The sequence below is a fragment of the Bradyrhizobium sp. LTSP857 genome (genome assembly GCF_000938285.1).
Classification (GTDB): Bacteria; Pseudomonadota; Alphaproteobacteria; order Rhizobiales; family Xanthobacteraceae; genus Bradyrhizobium.
Genome location: NZ_JYMS01000020.1, coordinates 104,621 through 121,697 on the forward strand (window position 1 = coordinate 104,621; position 17,077 = coordinate 121,697).

Here is a 17,077-nt window from a genome sequence, read left to right on the forward strand (position 1 = left end):
AAGACGTCAGCGCAGCGCGGCGGTGCGCACGACGAAGGACGTCGTCTCGAGCTTGGCGGTGGCGCTGCCCGAAAAACTGTCGCAGGACAGGCCCTGCATCGGATCGTCGGCAAAGCCCATCGCGACGACGGTCTGCGGCTTGACGAAATAGGCGCGCATCGCCACCATATCGAGCTCGCCCATCAGCGTGACCGACATCGCGCGGCTGGCGCTCGGCGACAGCATCACGATCTTGAGCCAGATGCTCTCGCCCTTGGCCGCGGAGAGCCGGGTTGCGGTCGCGACCACGCCGTCGGTGCTCTTGGCGACCACTGTGTTGATCTCGGTGGCCGGCGCCGAATTGCGCGCTGCGGACACGGGTCGCGGTGCGCGCGGGATCGGCGCGGAGGCGGCGACGACATTGGCCCGGTCAACCGGAGAGGCGGCAGCCGGCGCGTAGGCCAGCGCCTGGTAGGCCGCGTTGGAGACGCTCGCGGTCGGCTGCGGATCGGTGGCGGCTGCGAGCGCCTGGCGCGCCCTCAGGGCTGCGACCTGGGCCGGCGTCGCCTGCTGCGGCGTGGCCGGAGCATCCCAGAAGCCACGAGCATTGATGATGTCGGCCGGGGTCTCTGGCTTGTTGTCGGCAGATTTGCCGGCAGCCGCTTTGTCAGCCACAGGCGCGGGCTTTGGCTTGGGCGGCGCAACCATCTGCATGTCGGCGGACGCGAGCTGGAACGTGGCGGCGACTTGCGGCTTGGCGCGCGGCGTCGGGACCGGATCGGCGGGTTTTGTGGTGGCTGCGACCACGACGGGCGCCGCCGGCTTCTCGGCCACGGCGGGTGCGCCCTCGTCATCCTCGTCGCTGCTGGTGGCGGGGGCCGACTTGCCCTTGAACAAAGCGGCGAGGAAGCTCGGCTTGCCGACGGTTGCGGCGCCATCGCCATCGCCGCGCCGCTCGATGTCGGCCTTGGCGAGTTCATAACCCTTCAGCGGCGTGCCGTCGGTCGGGACATGGACGGTGCGGCCGTCCGGGAACACGCGGGCGAGCTGGTCATGCGTCATGCGCGGCCAGTGCCGGATGCTGCCGGTATCGAGATGCACGAAGGGCGAGCCGGAGGTCGGGTAGAAGCCGACGCCGCCGCGCTGCAGCCGCAGGCCGGCGAAGCGGATCTGCTCCAGCGGCACGTTCGGAATGTAGAAGTCCATCGCATGTCCCAGCATGTGCTGGCTGAAGCGCGCGACGCCCGAGGAGCGGCGGCGGAGCATGGCGTTGGTGGCGGGGGAGCGATAGGAGGAGATGATCTGGATCGGCTGCTTGCCGTCGACGTCGCGATAGACTTCCCAGAGGATGTCGAAGAGGTGACGGTCCATCACCGTCTCGTCCTGGGTGCGCCAGTCGCGCAGGAAGTGATTGAGTGTCTTCAGCGCCGCTTCGTCGTAGCGGCCATCGCGCTTGAACGTGACGGTGAGGTCTTCGCCGGAATGGGTGTGGTGGAACGAGAGCGTCTTGGTTTCGTTCAGCGCCGCGGCGTCATGGACCGAGCCGGCAGCCGCAAGCAACACCAGCGAGGCGAGGCCGATCCGAGATCCGACCTTCACTCCCGCATGGGACAACGACAACGCAGCGAATTGGCGTGCGAAACCAGCCAGCACGTATGAGCCCACCCAGTCGACGAGCGTTCAAATGGACTCTCCCGCCAACCCCGCTAGCGCGCGAAAGAGGATGAACGCTTTGTTAAAGCGAGAAGGTTAATTGGAGGTTTACCTTCCCGCCCCCAAACCAAGTCAGAATACAAACCTAAGCGGTTGAGTGTGGCGAAAAAACGCCCACTGCTCGGGTGCGGGTGGAGAATGGTTAACGTTAAACGATCCCGCCCAGGGGGCGGGGCCGCTGATTTTATTGAAGAATTTCAGGAAACAAGGCGTCCGGTCTGGCTCAGCGGGTGAACACCCGCTGCGGCTTGCGGCCGACCGGAGCCGGCGGCGGGCTCGGCGCTCCGAACAGCCGCTCGAAGAAGTTCGGCCCGGACGAGCCGCCATTGTTGGCCACCGCCACGCCGGCGGGCAGCGTCGTCGAGGGACGCGAATAGCTCGGCTGCGAATGCGCAACGACGTTTTCGAGGTCCTTGCCGCGGCTGTTCTTCAGGATGTTGTTCATGACCGCGTCGCGGCCGTAGACGTCCTTGCGGAATTGCAGCTTGCCGCCGTCATCCACGAACGCGGTCTGGTAGGTGATGTTGACCGGGATCGGGGTCGGGAATTTCAGGTCGACTTCACCCGAGCCGTACATGCTGCGTACGCGCTCCGGCGTATACTTCTCACCCGGCAGGGCGATGTTCAGCAGGACCGAAGCGTACTGATCCGGATACTGAACACGCATGCAGCCATGGCTGAAGGCGCGCTCGTCCTTGGCGAACAGGTTTTTGTCCGGCGTGTCGTGCTGATAGACCAGGAACTTGTTCGGGAAGTTGAAACGGATGCGGCCGAGCGCGTTGGCTTCACCGGGCGGCTGCGAGATGTGCACCGAGCCGTCGCGGTTCTGCTCGAGCTTCAGTCCCATGCGCTGAAGCACGGTCGGGTCCTGCTGCAATGCCGGCAGATATTCGCCATAGACGATCGACGGCGGCACGTTCCAGGTCGGGTTGACCGTGATGTACTTCATCGTCTCGGTCAGTAACGGCGTGGCGTGCTGGCCCGGCTTGCCGGTGACCACGCGGGTGGTCCAGACCTGCTGGCCGCGCTGCATCACCTTCAGCGTGTAGTCGGGAATGTTGAGGATGACATAAGCATCGCCCAGCGAGGGCACGCCGAGGTCGCGCGGCAGCCAGCGCCAGCGCTCCATGTTCACCAGCACCGTGTCGATCTGCTTGTCGCGCTTCGGGCTGTTCAGCGCCTTCACGGTCGGCGCGTCGAGCACACCGGTCGCCTTGATCTCGGCGCCGTCCTGGAATTTTCGCACGGCTTCGGCGACCGTGGCGTCATAGCGGTCGTCGTTGGCGTTCTCGGTGATGCCAAGCTTGGCGCGAAGCTGCGGCACGCGCGGATCTTCCACCACGACCTCAGCCTGCTTCTTGCCCTTGGCGGGGATGTATTTCAGCGCCGGGCCGTCGGTGATCTCGACCACCGGGCCTTCGCCCTGGCCCCGGAGCTGCGCGAGCTTCGCCTTCAGCTCCTTGTAGAGCTTCTGCGGCGGGTTGTAGCTGTCGAGTGCAGCCGACGCGTCGGCCGCGGTCGCGACCTTGGTGAGCACGTCGCTCGGATCGACCGGATGCTCGGGATAGAGGATGTCGGCGCTGACCTGCGACCAGTGCATGCGGCCGCTCTGCGCCTGGCGCGCATAGTCGAACATGCTGGCGGTGAGCTTCAGCTCGGCATCGGAAAGCGCATCGGGTGTGGTGGCGGCGGCGAAATCCGGCACCGGATAGTCGGTGGCATTGAGGCCGTCGGAGGCGGCGTCCTTCAGCCGCGCGATCACGCCCTTGGCCGCAGCGGTGAGGCTGCCGCCTTGCGTCCAGACCGGCGCGTAGTCACGCGAACCATAAAACTTCTCGACGGCGGCGCGCTCGTTCTTGCGGTCGAAATAGCGCGAGGTCTTGGCGCCCAGGGCGTCCTTGAGCTTGTCGGCGACCGGCTGGTCGGCGGCCGGAACGTTGCTCGCGGCCTTCACCGGCTCGGCGGCCGGGGTCGCTGCTGCGGCGGGTGCTGCGGGAGCAGCCGGTGCTGCGGCAGTATCAGCCTTGGCCGGTTCAGATTTGGCCGGCTCGGCTTTCGCGGGCTCCGTCTTGGCCGTCTCGCTCTTCGGCGCGTCGGCTGCGGGCGGCGTGGTGGCGACGTCGGAGGGCTTGGTCTCGACTTTCTCGGGGGCCGGGGCAGCAGCTTCGGCCTTCACGGGCTCCTTGGCTGCATCCTTCGGGGCGTCCTGCACCGTGGCGGTGGTGTCGAGCTTGATGTCTGAGGCGGTCGGGGGCGGAACGTTTGCGGGCTCGGGGCGCGGGATCGCGGCTTCGATCGCGAGCTCGGCGGCATTGCTGCGCGCCTGATCCTGCGCCAGGGCTGAACTGGCCGATACCGTGAGGAAGGTCGCCGCGACCGTCATCAAAACGCGGTCAAAGCCTGCACGGTGGTTCAAACAGTCACGCATTGTGTCACACCCCTCGGGTGAACTGTCCCTCGTGGAACAGCTTTGTTTATCGTCTTCAGCTTCGGCAAAACCGCGCCGGCCTCTCGAAAGTTGCACGCCTGCACGCAACGATTCTTACGCAGACGATATACAGGCCCCGATTTTGCAGCCAGCGCTACCCGGGACAACTCACGACAAACTGACTTCAAGAAGGCCGCTTTGCAACGGATTGTGCGCCTCTCGCACGCGCTTTTCCCCCTCGCTGTCACTTCCAAGTCACGGTTCCCCAACGGCTTGGATTCTTCCGTCATCCGAACGGCTTAAGGGCACATCGCACCGTCAGGCAAACCGCCATTCACAGTGCGGTTCAGTGCGTCTCCTCGCCGCTTTTCCCGCCATGCCCGTGCACGCCGGCTTCGTCGAGTTTGCGATAGAGGGTGGAGCGGCCGATTTTGAGGCGGCGCGCGACTTCGGACATCTGTCCGCGGTAATGCGAGATTGCGAAGCGGATGATCTCGTTCTCCATATCCTCCAGCGAACGGACATCGCCGGTCGCGGTCAGCATGGCGAGGGTTCCTGACGAGGGGAGCGGCGCTATCGGTATTTCATTACCCGAGATCATGGTCGGCGCCGCGATCGGCTCGATCATCAGCGGCGCGGTCGGAATGTCCGTTGCGGAATGCGGATGCGAGGCGAGCAGCGGGAAATCATCGAGGCCGAGCTGGTCGCCTTCGCTCATGACCACGGCGCGGTAGACCGCGTTTTCGAGCTGGCGGATGTTGCCGGGCCAATCGAGCTGGGCAAGGTGCGCCACGGCCTCGCCGCTGATGCCGGTGATCGCGCGGTTCTCCTCGGCGGCAAAGCGCGCCAGGAAATGCCGCAGCAGATGCGGGACGTCTTCCCGCCGGGCCCGCAGCGAGGGGATCGTCAGCGGCAGCACGTGCAAGCGGTAGAACAGGTCCTCGCGGAAATGCCCCTGCTTCACCCGCTCCAGAAGCTTGCGGTTGGTCGCGGAAATGATGCGGACGTCGACCTTCACAGGCTTGCGGCCGCCGACCGCTTCCACTGCGCCCTCCTGGAGCGCGCGCAACAGCTTGACCTGCGCGCTCAGTGGCAGCTCGCTGACCTCGTCCAGGAACAGCGTGCCGCCATGGGCCTCGACGAACTTGCCCATATGCCGCTCGGTCGCACCGGTGAAGGCGCCCTTCTCGTGGCCGAACAGGATCGACTCGACGAGGTTGTCGGGGATCGCGCCGCAATTGACCGCGACGAACGGCTTCGCCTTGCGCTCGCCGCTGCCGTGGATGGCGCGCGCGAACATCTCCTTGCCGACGCCGGACTCGCCTTCGATCAGCACGGGAATTGATGAGTTCGCAGCCTTCTGCGCTGCGCGCATCACCGGCGCCATCGCCTCGGCGCGCGTGATGATGTCGGAGAAGCTCAGCCGGCCCTCGCGGCTGTGACGGATGCGCTGCAATTCGCCCTTGAGCGCGGAGGCGTTGAGGGCGTTGCGCAAGCTGACCTGGAGCCGCTCCACGCCGACCGGCTTGACCACGAAGTCGGCTGCGCCTGCGCGCATCGCCGAGATCACATTGTCGATGCCGCCATGAGCGGTCTGCACGATGACAGGCACGGTCAGGCCGGCTTCGCGGATTTTCGCCAGCACGCCCATGCCGTCGAGGCCGGGCATCACGAGATCGAGGATCACGGCGTCGATTGCCGGTGCATCGGGGGCGGTAAGGACGGTGAGAGCAGCGTCGCCGGACTCCACGACGATCGTCTCATAGCCGCATTTCTGCACCATGTTCTCGACCAGACGGCGTGCCACGGCGTCGTCATCGGCAATCAAAATACTGGCAGCCATGGTGTTCCCCGCACGCTACAACTATCTGTCTCGAATCGGGGCACTCTCGCCGAAGCCGATTAACGCACTCTTAAACCTTGCCGACCCCAGCCATTGCGATCCCCGCCATTGCGATCGTTGAACACAGGTTTCCAACACGATGACTTCGCGCTCCTCCGCTCTCCGCAAGCCGAACACCAAAAAAGCAGTCACCAAGGCAAAACCCTCCAGCAAGCCTGCGAACAAGACCGGCAAGCTTCCGGAGTGGAACCTCGCCGATCTCTATTCCGGGATCGACGCGCCGGAAGTGGCGCGCGATCTCGAAACCATGGATGCCGATTGCGTCGCGTTCGAGACCGACTTCAAGGGCAAGCTCGCAACAGGCACAGCAAACGAAGATGGCGGAAAATGGCTCGCGGCAGCCGTGCGACGCTATGAGGCGATCGACGATCTCGCCGGCCGCCTTGGCTCCTATGCCGGCCTCGTTCATGCCGGCGACAGCGTGGACCCTGCGATTTCAAAGTTTTACGGCGATGTGTCCGAGCGGCTGACGGCGGCATCGACGCATTTGCTGTTCTTCGCCCTCGAACTCAACCGCATCGATGACGATATTTTGACTCGCGCGATGCAGGCGCCGGAGCTCGCGCACTACCGTCCCTGGATCGAGGATTTGCGCAAGGAGAAGCCGTACCAGCTCGACGACAAGCTCGAGCAGCTCTTCCTGGAGAAGTCGCAGACCGGCTATTCCGCCTTCAACCGGCTGTTCGACCAGACCATCTCCGGTCTGCGCTTCAAGGTCGGGGCCAAGGAACTCGCGATCGAGCCGACGCTCAATTTCCTGGCTGACCGCGACGGCGCCAAGCGCAAGGCCGCGGCCGAAGCGCTGGCGAAAACCTTCAAGGCCAATGAGCGCACCTTCGCGCTGATCACCAACACGCTCGCCAAGGACAAGGACATCTCCGACAATTGGCGCGGCTTCAAGGACGTCGCGGATTCCCGTCATCTGAGCAACCGCGTCGAGCGCGAGGTGGTGGATGCGCTGGTCGCCTCCGTGCGCGCGGCCTATCCGAAGCTGTCGCACCGCTATTACGCGCTGAAGGCCAAGTGGTTCAAGAAGAAGCGCCTCGCTTATTGGGACCGCAACGCGCCGCTGCCGTTTGCCGCGACCGACACCATTGCCTGGCCCGAGGCGCGCAACATGGTGCTGTCGGCCTATCGCGGCTTCTCGCCTGACATGGCCGACATCGCCGAGCGTTTCTTCACCGACCGCTGGATCGATGCGCCGGTGCGTCCGGGCAAGGCGCCGGGCGCGTTCTCGCATCCGACCACGCCATCGGCGCACCCCTACGTGCTGATGAACTACCAGGGCAAGCCGCGCGACGTGATGACGCTCGCCCACGAGCTCGGCCACGGCGTGCACCAGGTGCTGGCCGCGAAGAACGGCGCGCTGATGGCGCCGACGCCGCTGACGTTGGCCGAGACCGCGAGCGTGTTCGGCGAGATGCTGACCTTTCGACGGTTGCTGGCGCAGACCAAGAGCGCCAAGCAACGCCAGGCGCTGCTCGCCGGCAAGGTCGAGGACATGACCAACACCGTGGTGCGGCAGATCGCGTTCTATTCGTTCGAGCGCGCCGTCCACACCGAGCGCAAGAACGGCGAGCTCACCGCGACGCGGCTCGGCGAGATCTGGCTGTCGGTGCAGGGCGAGAGCCTTGGGCCCGCGATCGAGATCAAGGCGGGCTATGAGAACTACTGGATGTATATCCCGCACTTCATCCACTCGCCGTTCTACGTCTACGCCTATGCCTTCGGCGATTGTCTCGTGAATTCGCTGTACGCAGTCTACGAGAGCGCGACCGAGGGCTTTGCCGAGCGCTATCTCGACATGCTCGCCGCCGGCGGCACCAAGCATTATTCCGAGCTGCTGCGTCCGTTTGGGCTGGACGCGAAGGATCCCAAATTCTGGGATGGCGGCCTGTCGGTCATCGCCGGCATGATCGACGAGCTGGAGGCGATGGGCTGAGGGCGGCGCTCACGCCGCGTCGCTTCTGGGTCTGGAGACCTGCTACTCGGGATTGAACGTTCACGCGGGTGGCAAGACTAACCGTGTACGGTACTTTATTTTAAGAATGCAATTTTTGATTGTTGATTGTCTGATGCCCTGGCAGGGAGGCGGACATGGTCAGTATTGGGCCTCACGTCCAGCAACCGGATCCGAAACGACCGGATCCGAAACGGGCTGTCGAAGAGCAAAAATCCTGGGGCCAGCAGCACGGCGACATGGTCCGGCAGGAGCTCGAGGCGATTAACACCCGTCGTCGCGCCGAAGGTCTTTCAACCGTCAATTATGCTGGTGACGAGAAGCCGATCGAGACCGTCGGGCTTGCGCTCTCAGGCGGCGGCATCCGGTCCTCCGCCATTTGTCTCGGCGTATTGCAGGCGCTCAATCATCACGATCTGATCAAGCGCATCGACTATCTGTCGACGGTTTCGGGCGGCGGCTATATCGGCTGTTCGCTCACCGCGACGATGACCAGGGCACGTGAGTTCGTCTTTGGCGGCGCCTCCAAGGGAAGGCCTGCCAATGAAATCAGCGACACTCCCGCGGTCGGCCACATCCGCAACTATTCGAACTATCTGATCCCTGCGGGCGCGCGCGATCTCGTCACTGGAATTGCGATTGTCGTGCGCGGCCTGGTCGCAAATCTCAGCCTGACGCTTCCGGCAGTGCTGATCGTCGCGGCGATCACGATCCTTTCCAACGCCGCTCGATCCTCGCTTTACGTGCCGAACCTATTCGGGCTCAGAGTCGATGACGGGCCGGCGCTCGGGTTCTTCGCCTGGCTTGGAGCGGAGCTTGGGTTCATCTTCGCCGGCGTGGCCATCGCTGCTGCCGCCGTGCTTATTGGCTTCTTTTACCGCCGGATATTCAAGGTCGAACGACGCGACTTCTTCTCCTATGTGGCAGGGCTCGCACTGGCGCTGGGATTCGTTTGCACGATCGCACGTCACCTGAAGGTCGATCATTTTGCGCTCACGCTCGCGGCCGCGCTGTTCGGTTTGTTGATCTTTTTTGCCTGGGCGCTGCTGCGATCGGTGATGCCCAGCAGCCGAGGTGAATTCCGCGGCTATCCACCGACGGCCGGCGCCACGTACCTCGTGCTGCTCGCCGTGATCTGCTTCTTTGAGTTCCAGCCCTTCATGATCGCTCAAATGTTCGATGTCGCCGAGGCAAACGCGACGCAGTCGAGCGGCATCGTCACGGGCGTGGCAGTCAAATGGATACAGTCGCTTGCCGCCGTCGCGGCGCCCGTTGCAGCGGCGGTCACGCTGTTCAGGCAGCAATTCGCCGAACTGCTGAAGGGGGCGGGAGCGTCAGACCTTTCGTCGCGACTACTTGCCTATGTCGCAAGAGCCGCCGTGTGGATCGCCGGCCTGGCGTTGCCGCTGCTGATTTGGGTCGGGTATCTCTATCTCTGCTATTGGGGCATCGCCAATGACAAGGTGCTGGCAGATACGGACCGTCAATATTCGATGGTGGAGGAATGGGGTGACAAGGCCGTGCTGCCAACGGCGGCGAAGGCTGCGGCAGGCGTAACGGGCAACGTTCAATTCAACAGCGAGGCTCGAACGCTTTCGGCGGAAATCAACAGCAAGGACGAAGCGAAGCCCGGCATCGCCAAACCCGTCAATGCGGTCTCCCACGTTCCCCAATGGTTGTACTCGATCGGCTGCTGGTGCAAGCCCGTCGCGTTCAAATGGTCGAAGTACGAGTTCGGCAACAACGTCAATTGGGCGATGGCGCCTCTCTACCTCGTTGCGGCCTTCATTCTGTTTGCGTTGTCCTGGATCCTGGGACCCAACGCCAACTCGCTGCACCGCCTCTACCGCGACCGCCTGAGCAAGGCCTTCCTCTTCAATCCGAGATTCTATGCGGATGGCGAACCGTCGCGGAACGAACCCAGCCTGGATCAGGGACGGGACTTCCTGCCGCTCGACGAGGAGAAGCTGAGCGACTTGCTTTACCCGACCGTTTATCCCGCCGACACCGTTCTTGCCGGGCAGGCGATAGCGGGCGTGAAATCTCCTGACCGCCTTTTGGCCTCGCCCTATCACATCGTGAATGCCGCATTGAACATTCAGGGATCGGATTTTGCCAATCGGCGCGGCCGCAATGCCGACTTCTTCATGTTCTCGCCTTTGCACGTTGGCAGTGAGGCGACGGGCTATGCGGCGACCGAGGCTTTCCCGAGCCTGGACCTCGCAACGGTCATGGCGATCTCCGGCGCGGCCGCATCCTCGAACATGGGATCGGGCTCGATCAAAGCTCTAACGCCGACGCTGGCGCTGCTCAATGTGCGTCTCGGCTACTGGCTGAAGAATCCGCGCTACGTCGCGTCGAACGGCAGGCCGCAACATCACTCGACGCCGCTGTTCCTGTGGTCGGAAATCTCGGGCCGCCTCTACGAGAATGCCGACGCGGTCTATCTCACCGATGGCGGTCATATCGAGAATCTGGGCGTCTACGAATTGCTGCGCCGGCGGTGCAGGGTGATCATCGCGGTCGACGCGGAGGCCGACGCGCCAATGAATTTCTCCGCGCTGGTGACCCTGCAGCGATACGCGCGCATCGATCTCGGCATCATCATCGACCTGCCGTGGACGCCGATCCGCAACGCGACGCGGGAATGGATGAAGTGCAACGCCGGCAAGCCTGCGGATCCGCCGCCGCGATCGTCTGCCGGACCGCATGTCGCGGTCGGCAGCATCGACTACGGCGGGGGCGAAACCGGATATCTCGTCTATATCAAGTCGTCCCTGAGCGGTGACGAGAACGACTACATCCGCGACTACGCACGTCGCAACGACACCTTCCCGCACGAGACCACGGGCGACCAGTTCTTCTCGGAGGAGCAGTTCGAGGTCTACCGCGCGCTCGGCTTCCACATGATGCACAGCTCCCTCACCGAGGATGCCGGGGCGGATGCGGTCGTCGTCAACGTCCCGGGCGAGCGCTGCGCCAAGCGAGGCTTCTGCGACAGCAAGGTGGACTCGATCCGGGCGGTTCGCCGCGCGCTCGGCCTGTCGGTCGAGGAGCCGCCGCCGTCCACGGTCACAATGGCGGTCCTGGATATGGGGTAGGGCGGCGCGGGGTGTCCACAGGGGTGTAAAACATCTGTTGAACGACTCTCGCTGGCCTGTTATACAAGTGTATAACGTCGCTTTTGCGAGAAAGCCCATGAAGATCGAAATCAAGAAGATCGGCAATTCGGATGGCCTGCTGCTGCCTCGCGAGTTGATGCAGCGGCTCGACCTGAAGCGCGGGCAGCAATTGCACATCATGGAATTGCCCGGGGGTGGTTTCCAGCTGCTGCCGTACGATCCTGACTTCGAGCGGACGATGGAAATCGCCGACGAGGTGATGGAGAAGTATCGCGACACGCTCGCCGTGCTCGCAAAATAGCCGGCACGCGCGCATGAGCGATCCCCAGGAGCCGCTCTGGATCACCTACGAGCAGGCAGTCGCAATTCACAGCCGACAACTCCGCCGTTTCGGCGGTGCGGCCGGATTGCGCGACGAAGGCATGTTGCGTTCGGCGCTGGAGAGGCCGATCAACAAGTGGCGCTATGAGCAGGCACCGCTCGATGAACTCGCCGCAGCTTATGCATTCGGGCTCGCGAAGAACCATGCATTCGTCGATGGAAACAAGCGTATCGCCTTCATGGCGATGATGGTCTTTCTTCACAAAAACGGCGTGGCCTTCGGTCCCGATCCTGCGGAGGCTACAACCATCATCCTCTCGCTTGCCGCCGGCGAAGTCAGCGAGCAGAGCCTCGCCCGCTGGATCCGCGACAATCTGGATTCCAAATGAGCTGATTTGCCCGAAAACCGCGCCTCCGTGCCGTTGCCCTGCCCGAAGGTTTGCGGTATCCCAACCGTGAAATTCGAGTTTCGACTGGGGACATCCATGGCTGACCATAGCGAAGTGGCGTACACCACCGCCGACGGTAACGACTACGTTGCCCACGAGCAGACCTATGAGGGCTTCATCAAGCTCGTGAAGTACGGCACGGCCTCGGTCGCGCTCATCGTGATCCTGATGGCGATCTTCCTGACCTGATCCATCATCGACCGGCCGCCAACGATGGCGGTTGCTTGGAAAATTTGCATTCAAGCCGGTTCCAAAACCGGTATCCAACGTTGCGGGAGTAACGCTAAGTTCGCGTGCGCGTCTTGTCCCGCGTCGCCGGAGGGCCCATGAAGATCGCCGTTGCCAAGGAAATCGACCCGTCGGAGCCGCGGGTTGCCGCTTCGCCGGACACGGTGAAGAAGTTTAGGGCGTTGGGCGTCGAGATCGCCGTCGAGCCGGGCGCCGGCCTCAAATCGGGCCTTCCGGATTCCGAATTCACCGCCGTGGGCGCCACCGTCAGCACCGACGCGCTGAAGGACGCCGACATCATCATCAAGGTGAAGCGTCCCGAGGCCTCCGAGCTCGCGCAGTACAAGCGCGGTGCGCTCGTCATTGCCATCATGGACCCCTACGGCAACGAAGCCGCGCTGAAGACGATCGCCGATGCCGGCGTTTCCGCTTTCGCGATGGAGCTGATGCCGCGCATCACGCGCGCGCAGGTAATGGACGTGCTGTCGTCGCAGGCGAACCTCGCCGGCTACCGCGCCGTGATCGAGGGCGCCGAGGCCTTCGGCCGTGCCTTCCCGATGATGATGACCGCCGCCGGCACCGTTCCCGCGGCAAAGGTGTTCGTGATGGGCGTCGGCGTGGCCGGCCTCCAGGCGATCGCGACCGCGCGCCGTCTCGGCGCCGTCGTCACTGCGACCGACGTGCGGCCCGCCACCAAGGAGCAGGTGGAATCGCTCGGCGCCAAGTTCCTCGCCGTCGAGGACGAGGAGTTCAAGAACGCTCAGACAGCGGGCGGTTACGCCAAAGAAATGTCCAAGGAGTACCAGGCCAAGCAGGCCGCGCTCACCGCCGAGCACATCAAGAAGCAGGACATCGTCATCACCACTGCGCTCATTCCGGGTCGGCCGGCGCCGAAGCTCGTTTCGGCTGACATGGTCAAGTCGATGAAGCCGGGGTCGGTGCTGGTCGATCTCGCCGTCGAGCGCGGCGGCAATGTCGAAGGCGTGAGGCCGGGCGAGGTCGCCGACGTCGATGGCATCAAGATCGTCGGTTACACCAACGTCGCCGGTCGTGTCGCGGCCTCGGCCTCCAGCCTCTACGCTCGCAATTTGTTCAACTTCATCGAGACCATGATCGACAAGGGCAGCAAGGCCCTCGCCGTGAATTGGGACGACGAACTCGTGAAGGCGACTGCGCTGACCAGGGATGGCGCCGTCATCCACCCGAACTTCCAGCCGAAAGCATAGGAGAGCCGCCATGGAGCATGTTGCACAGGTCGTCGACCCCTTCGTCTTCCGGCTGTCGATTTTCGTTCTCGCCGTCTTCGTCGGCTATTTCGTGGTGTGGTCGGTGACGCCTGCGTTGCATACGCCGCTGATGAGCGTGACCAACGCGATCTCCTCGGTCATCGTGGTCGGCGCACTGCTCGCGGTCGGCGTCGGCATGATCTCGAGCGGCTCGGGCTGGGCGCGCGGCTTCGGCTTCATCGCGCTGATCTTTGCCTGCGTGAATATCTTCGGCGGCTTCCTTGTCACCCAGCGCATGCTGGCGATGTACAAGAAGAAGGTGAAGTGAGCGGCGTGCACCTCGGGGTGACGAAGACAAAGGGGACCTGAGATGAACGCCAATCTGGCTGCAGTTCTTTATCTCGTGGCGGGTGTGCTGTTCATCCTGTCACTGCGGGGGCTGTCCAGTCCCGCCTCATCTCGGCAGGGCAATTTCTTCGGCATGATCGGCATGGCGATCGCGGTCGCCACCACGCTCGCCAGCCATCCGCCGGCGGACGGCCTGGCCTGGGTCCTCGTCATCCTCGGTATCGCCATCGGCGGCGCGATCGGTGCGGTGATCGCCCGCCGCGTGCCAATGACGTCGATGCCGGAACTGGTCGCCGCCTTCCACTCGCTGGTCGGCATGGCCGCGGTGCTGGTTGCCGCCGGCGCGTTCTACGCGCCCGAGGCCTTCGACATCGGCACGCCCGGCAACATCCATCCGCAGAGCCTGGTCGAGATGTCGCTCGGCGTCGCCATCGGCGCGCTGACCTTCACCGGCTCGGTGATCGCATTCTTGAAGCTGTCCGCGCGCATGAGCGGCGCGCCGATCATTCTGCCGTTCCGCCACGCCATCAACATCGCGCTCGCCGTGGCGCTGGTGTTCTTCATCGTCGGGCTGGTGATGTCGGGTAGCGCACTGGACTTCTGGCTGATCGTCATCATCGCGCTGGCGCTCGGCGTGCTCATGATCGTCCCGATCGGCGGCGCCGACATGCCGGTCGTGATCTCGATGCTGAACTCCTATTCCGGGTGGGCCGCGGCCGGTATCGGCTTCACGCTCGGCAACTCCGCGCTGATCATCACCGGCGCACTGGTCGGCTCCTCGGGCGCGATCCTGTCCTACATCATGTGCCACGCGATGAACCGCTCCTTCATCTCGGTCATCCTCGGCGGCTTCGGCGGCGAGACCGCGGCGGCTGGCGGCGGTACGGGCGAGCAGAAGCCCGTGAAACTCGGTTCGGCCGACGATGCCGCTTTCATCATGAAGAACGCGCAGAAGGTCATCATCGTGCCCGGCTATGGCATGGCGGTGGCGCAAGCCCAGCATGCGCTGCGCGAAATGGGCGACATCCTGAAGAAGGAAGGCGTCGAGGTGAAGTACGCCATTCACCCGGTCGCAGGCCGCATGCCCGGCCACATGAACGTGCTGCTGGCCGAAGCCAACGTGCCCTATGACGAGGTGTTCGAGCTCGAGGACATCAACTCCGAATTCGCGCAGGCCGACATCGCCTTCGTGATCGGTGCCAACGACGTCACCAACCCGGCCGCCGAAGATGACAAGACCTCGCCGATCTACGGCATGCCGGTGCTCCAGGTCTGGAAGGCCGGCACCGTGATGTTCATCAAGCGGTCGCTCGCCTCGGGCTATGCCGGTATCGACAATCCGCTGTTCTATCGCGACAACACCATGATGCTGCTCGGCGACGCCAAGAAGGTCACCGAGAACATCGTCAAGGCGATGTAGTGCCGTAGCCGCGGCGTAGCGATGACATTCGTGAAATGGATCGTCATCGTCCTTGCGGCCGGCTATTTCGCGGGTCTCGTCCTGATCTACGTGAAGCAGCGCGACATGCTGTTTCCGATTCCCACCACCGAGCGAACGGCGCCCGCCGCCGCGGGATTTCCGGCGGCCGAGGAACACGTCCTGACCACATCCGATGGCGAGAAGGTCATCGTCTGGCACGTGCCGGCAAAGCCCGGACATCCCGTGGTGCTGTTCTTTCCGGGCAATGGCGATTTTCTCGCCGGGCGCCTCAACCGCTTCAAGGGCATCACAGCCGACGGCACTGGCCTCGTCGCACTGTCTTACCGCGGCTATGCCGGCTCGACCGGCGCGCCGAGCGAGCGGGGCCTCTTGCAGGACGCCGAGGCGGCCTACGCCTTCGCGACAGCGCGCTATGACCCGCAGCGCATCATCGCCTGGGGCTTTTCGCTCGGGACCGGCGTTGCGGTCGCAGCCGCATCCGAGCATCCGGTCGGCAAGCTGATTCTGGAAGCTCCCTACACATCGACAGTCGACGTCGCAGCTTCGCTCTTTCGCTTCATTCCGGTTCGTCTCCTGATGCGCGATCAGTTTCGTTCCGACGAGCGCATCGGGCGCGTTGCGGTGCCGTTGCTGATCATGCACGGTACCAACGATCCGGCGATTCCCATCACATTCGGTGAGCGATTGTTCGCGCTTGCCCGTGAGCCCAAGAAGCTGGTGCGGTTTCCCGGCGGAGGACACGAAAATCTCGACGACTTTGGGGCTCTGGAGACCGCGCGGCAATTCATCAATGGCGCTTGAGGGCTGACGGGCGCGATCTTCTCGCGCATAATCGATCCCCTAATGAAGGAATCGTCTGCATGAGCGCACACGGACCGATGCCGCGGTCATCATGGATATTCCCCGCCTTGGCGGTGCTGCTGTTCCTGATCGTGACCGCGACCGGCTACGGCTTCACCCTGTCGGCGGGCGGCGGCCTGTTCGCGATCGTCCTGCTGGTGATCCTGTTCGGCACCGTGTTCGCGGCCGTTCATCATTCCGAAGTGATCGCGGAACGGATCGGGGAGCCGTTCGGCACGCTGCTGCTCACGCTGGCGGTCACCATCATCGAAGTTGCGCTGATCACCACGATCATGCTGGGTGACAAACCGGCACCGGCTCTGGCGCGCGACACCGTGTTCGCGGTCGTGATGATCGTCTGCAACGGGCTGGTCGGGCTTTGCATCTTCATCGGCGGGCTGCGCTACCGCGAGCAGGGTTTTCAGGTCTCGGGCGCCAACGTCTATCTCAGCGTGCTGATTGCGCTCGCGACCCTCACGTTGATCATGCCCAATTATACGCTGACGACGCCGGGGCCCTTCTTTTCGACGCTGCAGCTCGGCTTCGTCGATCTCGTGACGATCGTGCTCTACGGCGTGTTCCTCTATACCCAGACCGTCCTGCACAAGGATTATTTCGTCCACGAGCGGGCGGACGGCGAGGGCGGCGAGGCTCATTTGTCGGGCAGGATGCTGGGGCTCACCATCGCGCTGCTGCTGGTCTCGCTCCTGGCCGTCGTGCTCCTCGCCAAGAAGTTCTCGCTGGTCGTCGACGCCGTCGCCGACCGGATCGGCGCCCCGCCGGCGTTCGCGGGCCTCCTGGTCGCGCTCCTGATCCTGATGCCGGAGGGCGTCTCGGCGATTGCGGCCGCGCGCAAGAATGACCTCCAGAAGAGCATCAATCTGGCGCTCGGGTCTTCGATTGCGACGATCGGGCTGACGATACCAGCGGTCGGGCTGGCCTCCTATGTGCTCGACAAGGAGCTGCTGCTGGGCCTCAATCCCCAGAACACCACGCTGATGTTCCTGACATTCCTGCTGAGCATGCTGACCTTCGGAACCGGCAGGACGAACATCCTGTTCGGACTGGTCCATATGGTGGTATTCGCGGTCTTCGTGTTTATGGTCTTTGTTCCCTAGA

General features: G+C 63.7%; 13 protein-coding genes. 10 read left to right on the top strand and 3 right to left on the bottom strand.

The window, feature by feature from the left end; translation table 11 throughout:
- Positions 1–6 precede the first annotated feature (6 nt).
- The 3 genes from UP06_RS11770 to UP06_RS11780 all read right to left on the bottom strand — a co-directional run bounded on the left by UP06_RS11770 (position 7) and on the right by UP06_RS11780 (position 5,963).
- Positions 7–1,644, bottom strand: a complete 1,638-nt coding sequence (locus tag UP06_RS11770) for a peptidoglycan L,D-endopeptidase MepK (RefSeq protein ID WP_045002738.1) — start codon at positions 1,642–1,644, stop codon at positions 7–9.
- 271 nt (positions 1,645–1,915) lie between these two features.
- Positions 1,916–4,120: a L,D-transpeptidase family protein gene (locus UP06_RS11775; protein WP_045002739.1), complete on the bottom strand. Its 2,205-nt coding sequence runs from the start codon at positions 4,118–4,120 to the stop codon at positions 1,916–1,918.
- A 346-nt stretch (positions 4,121–4,466) separates the two neighbouring features.
- Complete coding sequence (locus UP06_RS11780; protein ID WP_045002740.1) at positions 4,467–5,963, bottom strand: sigma-54-dependent transcriptional regulator; 1,497 nt, start codon at positions 5,961–5,963, stop codon at positions 4,467–4,469.
- A gap of 139 nt (positions 5,964–6,102) precedes the next feature.
- Between UP06_RS11780 and UP06_RS11785 the strand changes: the two genes are divergently transcribed.
- The 10 genes from UP06_RS11785 to UP06_RS11830 all read left to right on the top strand — a co-directional run bounded on the left by UP06_RS11785 (position 6,103) and on the right by UP06_RS11830 (position 17,076).
- Positions 6,103–7,965 (top strand): M3 family oligoendopeptidase, encoded by a 1,863-nt coding sequence (locus UP06_RS11785; RefSeq protein WP_045002741.1) that lies wholly within the window; start codon positions 6,103–6,105, stop codon positions 7,963–7,965.
- Between the two features lie 155 nt (positions 7,966–8,120).
- Positions 8,121–11,084 carry a patatin-like phospholipase family protein gene (locus UP06_RS11790; protein WP_045002742.1) on the top strand — a complete coding sequence of 988 codons (2,964 nt, stop codon included), beginning with the start codon at positions 8,121–8,123 and terminating at the stop codon, positions 11,082–11,084.
- Positions 11,085–11,181: 97 nt separating this feature from the next.
- Complete coding sequence (locus UP06_RS11795; protein WP_045002743.1) at positions 11,182–11,406, top strand: AbrB/MazE/SpoVT family DNA-binding domain-containing protein; 225 nt, start codon at positions 11,182–11,184, stop codon at positions 11,404–11,406.
- Between the two features lie 13 nt (positions 11,407–11,419).
- On the top strand, positions 11,420–11,815 hold the full coding sequence (locus UP06_RS11800) for a type II toxin-antitoxin system death-on-curing family toxin (RefSeq protein ID WP_082078709.1): 396 nt from the start codon (positions 11,420–11,422) through the stop codon (positions 11,813–11,815).
- 96 nt (positions 11,816–11,911) lie between these two features.
- Positions 11,912–12,064, top strand: coding sequence for an aa3-type cytochrome c oxidase subunit IV (locus UP06_RS11805; protein WP_008136857.1), 153 nt, complete (start codon positions 11,912–11,914; stop codon positions 12,062–12,064).
- 137 nt (positions 12,065–12,201) lie between these two features.
- Positions 12,202–13,329, top strand: coding sequence for a Re/Si-specific NAD(P)(+) transhydrogenase subunit alpha (locus UP06_RS11810; RefSeq protein WP_045002744.1), 1,128 nt, complete (start codon positions 12,202–12,204; stop codon positions 13,327–13,329).
- A 10-nt stretch (positions 13,330–13,339) separates the two neighbouring features.
- Positions 13,340–13,657 carry a proton-translocating transhydrogenase family protein gene (locus tag UP06_RS11815; protein ID WP_018453812.1) on the top strand — a complete coding sequence of 106 codons (318 nt, stop codon included), beginning with the start codon at positions 13,340–13,342 and terminating at the stop codon, positions 13,655–13,657.
- 42 nt (positions 13,658–13,699) lie between these two features.
- Entirely contained in the window at positions 13,700–15,097 is a 1,398-nt protein-coding gene (locus tag UP06_RS11820; protein ID WP_045002745.1) for an NAD(P)(+) transhydrogenase (Re/Si-specific) subunit beta, read from the top strand.
- A 21-nt stretch (positions 15,098–15,118) separates the two neighbouring features.
- Complete coding sequence (locus UP06_RS11825; protein ID WP_045002746.1) at positions 15,119–15,919, top strand: alpha/beta hydrolase; 801 nt, start codon at positions 15,119–15,121, stop codon at positions 15,917–15,919.
- 59 nt (positions 15,920–15,978) lie between these two features.
- The gene (locus tag UP06_RS11830; RefSeq protein ID WP_045002747.1) at positions 15,979–17,076 is read left to right on the top strand and encodes a calcium:cation antiporter; all 1,098 of its coding nucleotides are present in this window, start codon (positions 15,979–15,981) and stop codon (positions 17,074–17,076) included.
- The last annotated feature ends 1 nt before the right edge of the window (position 17,077 follow it).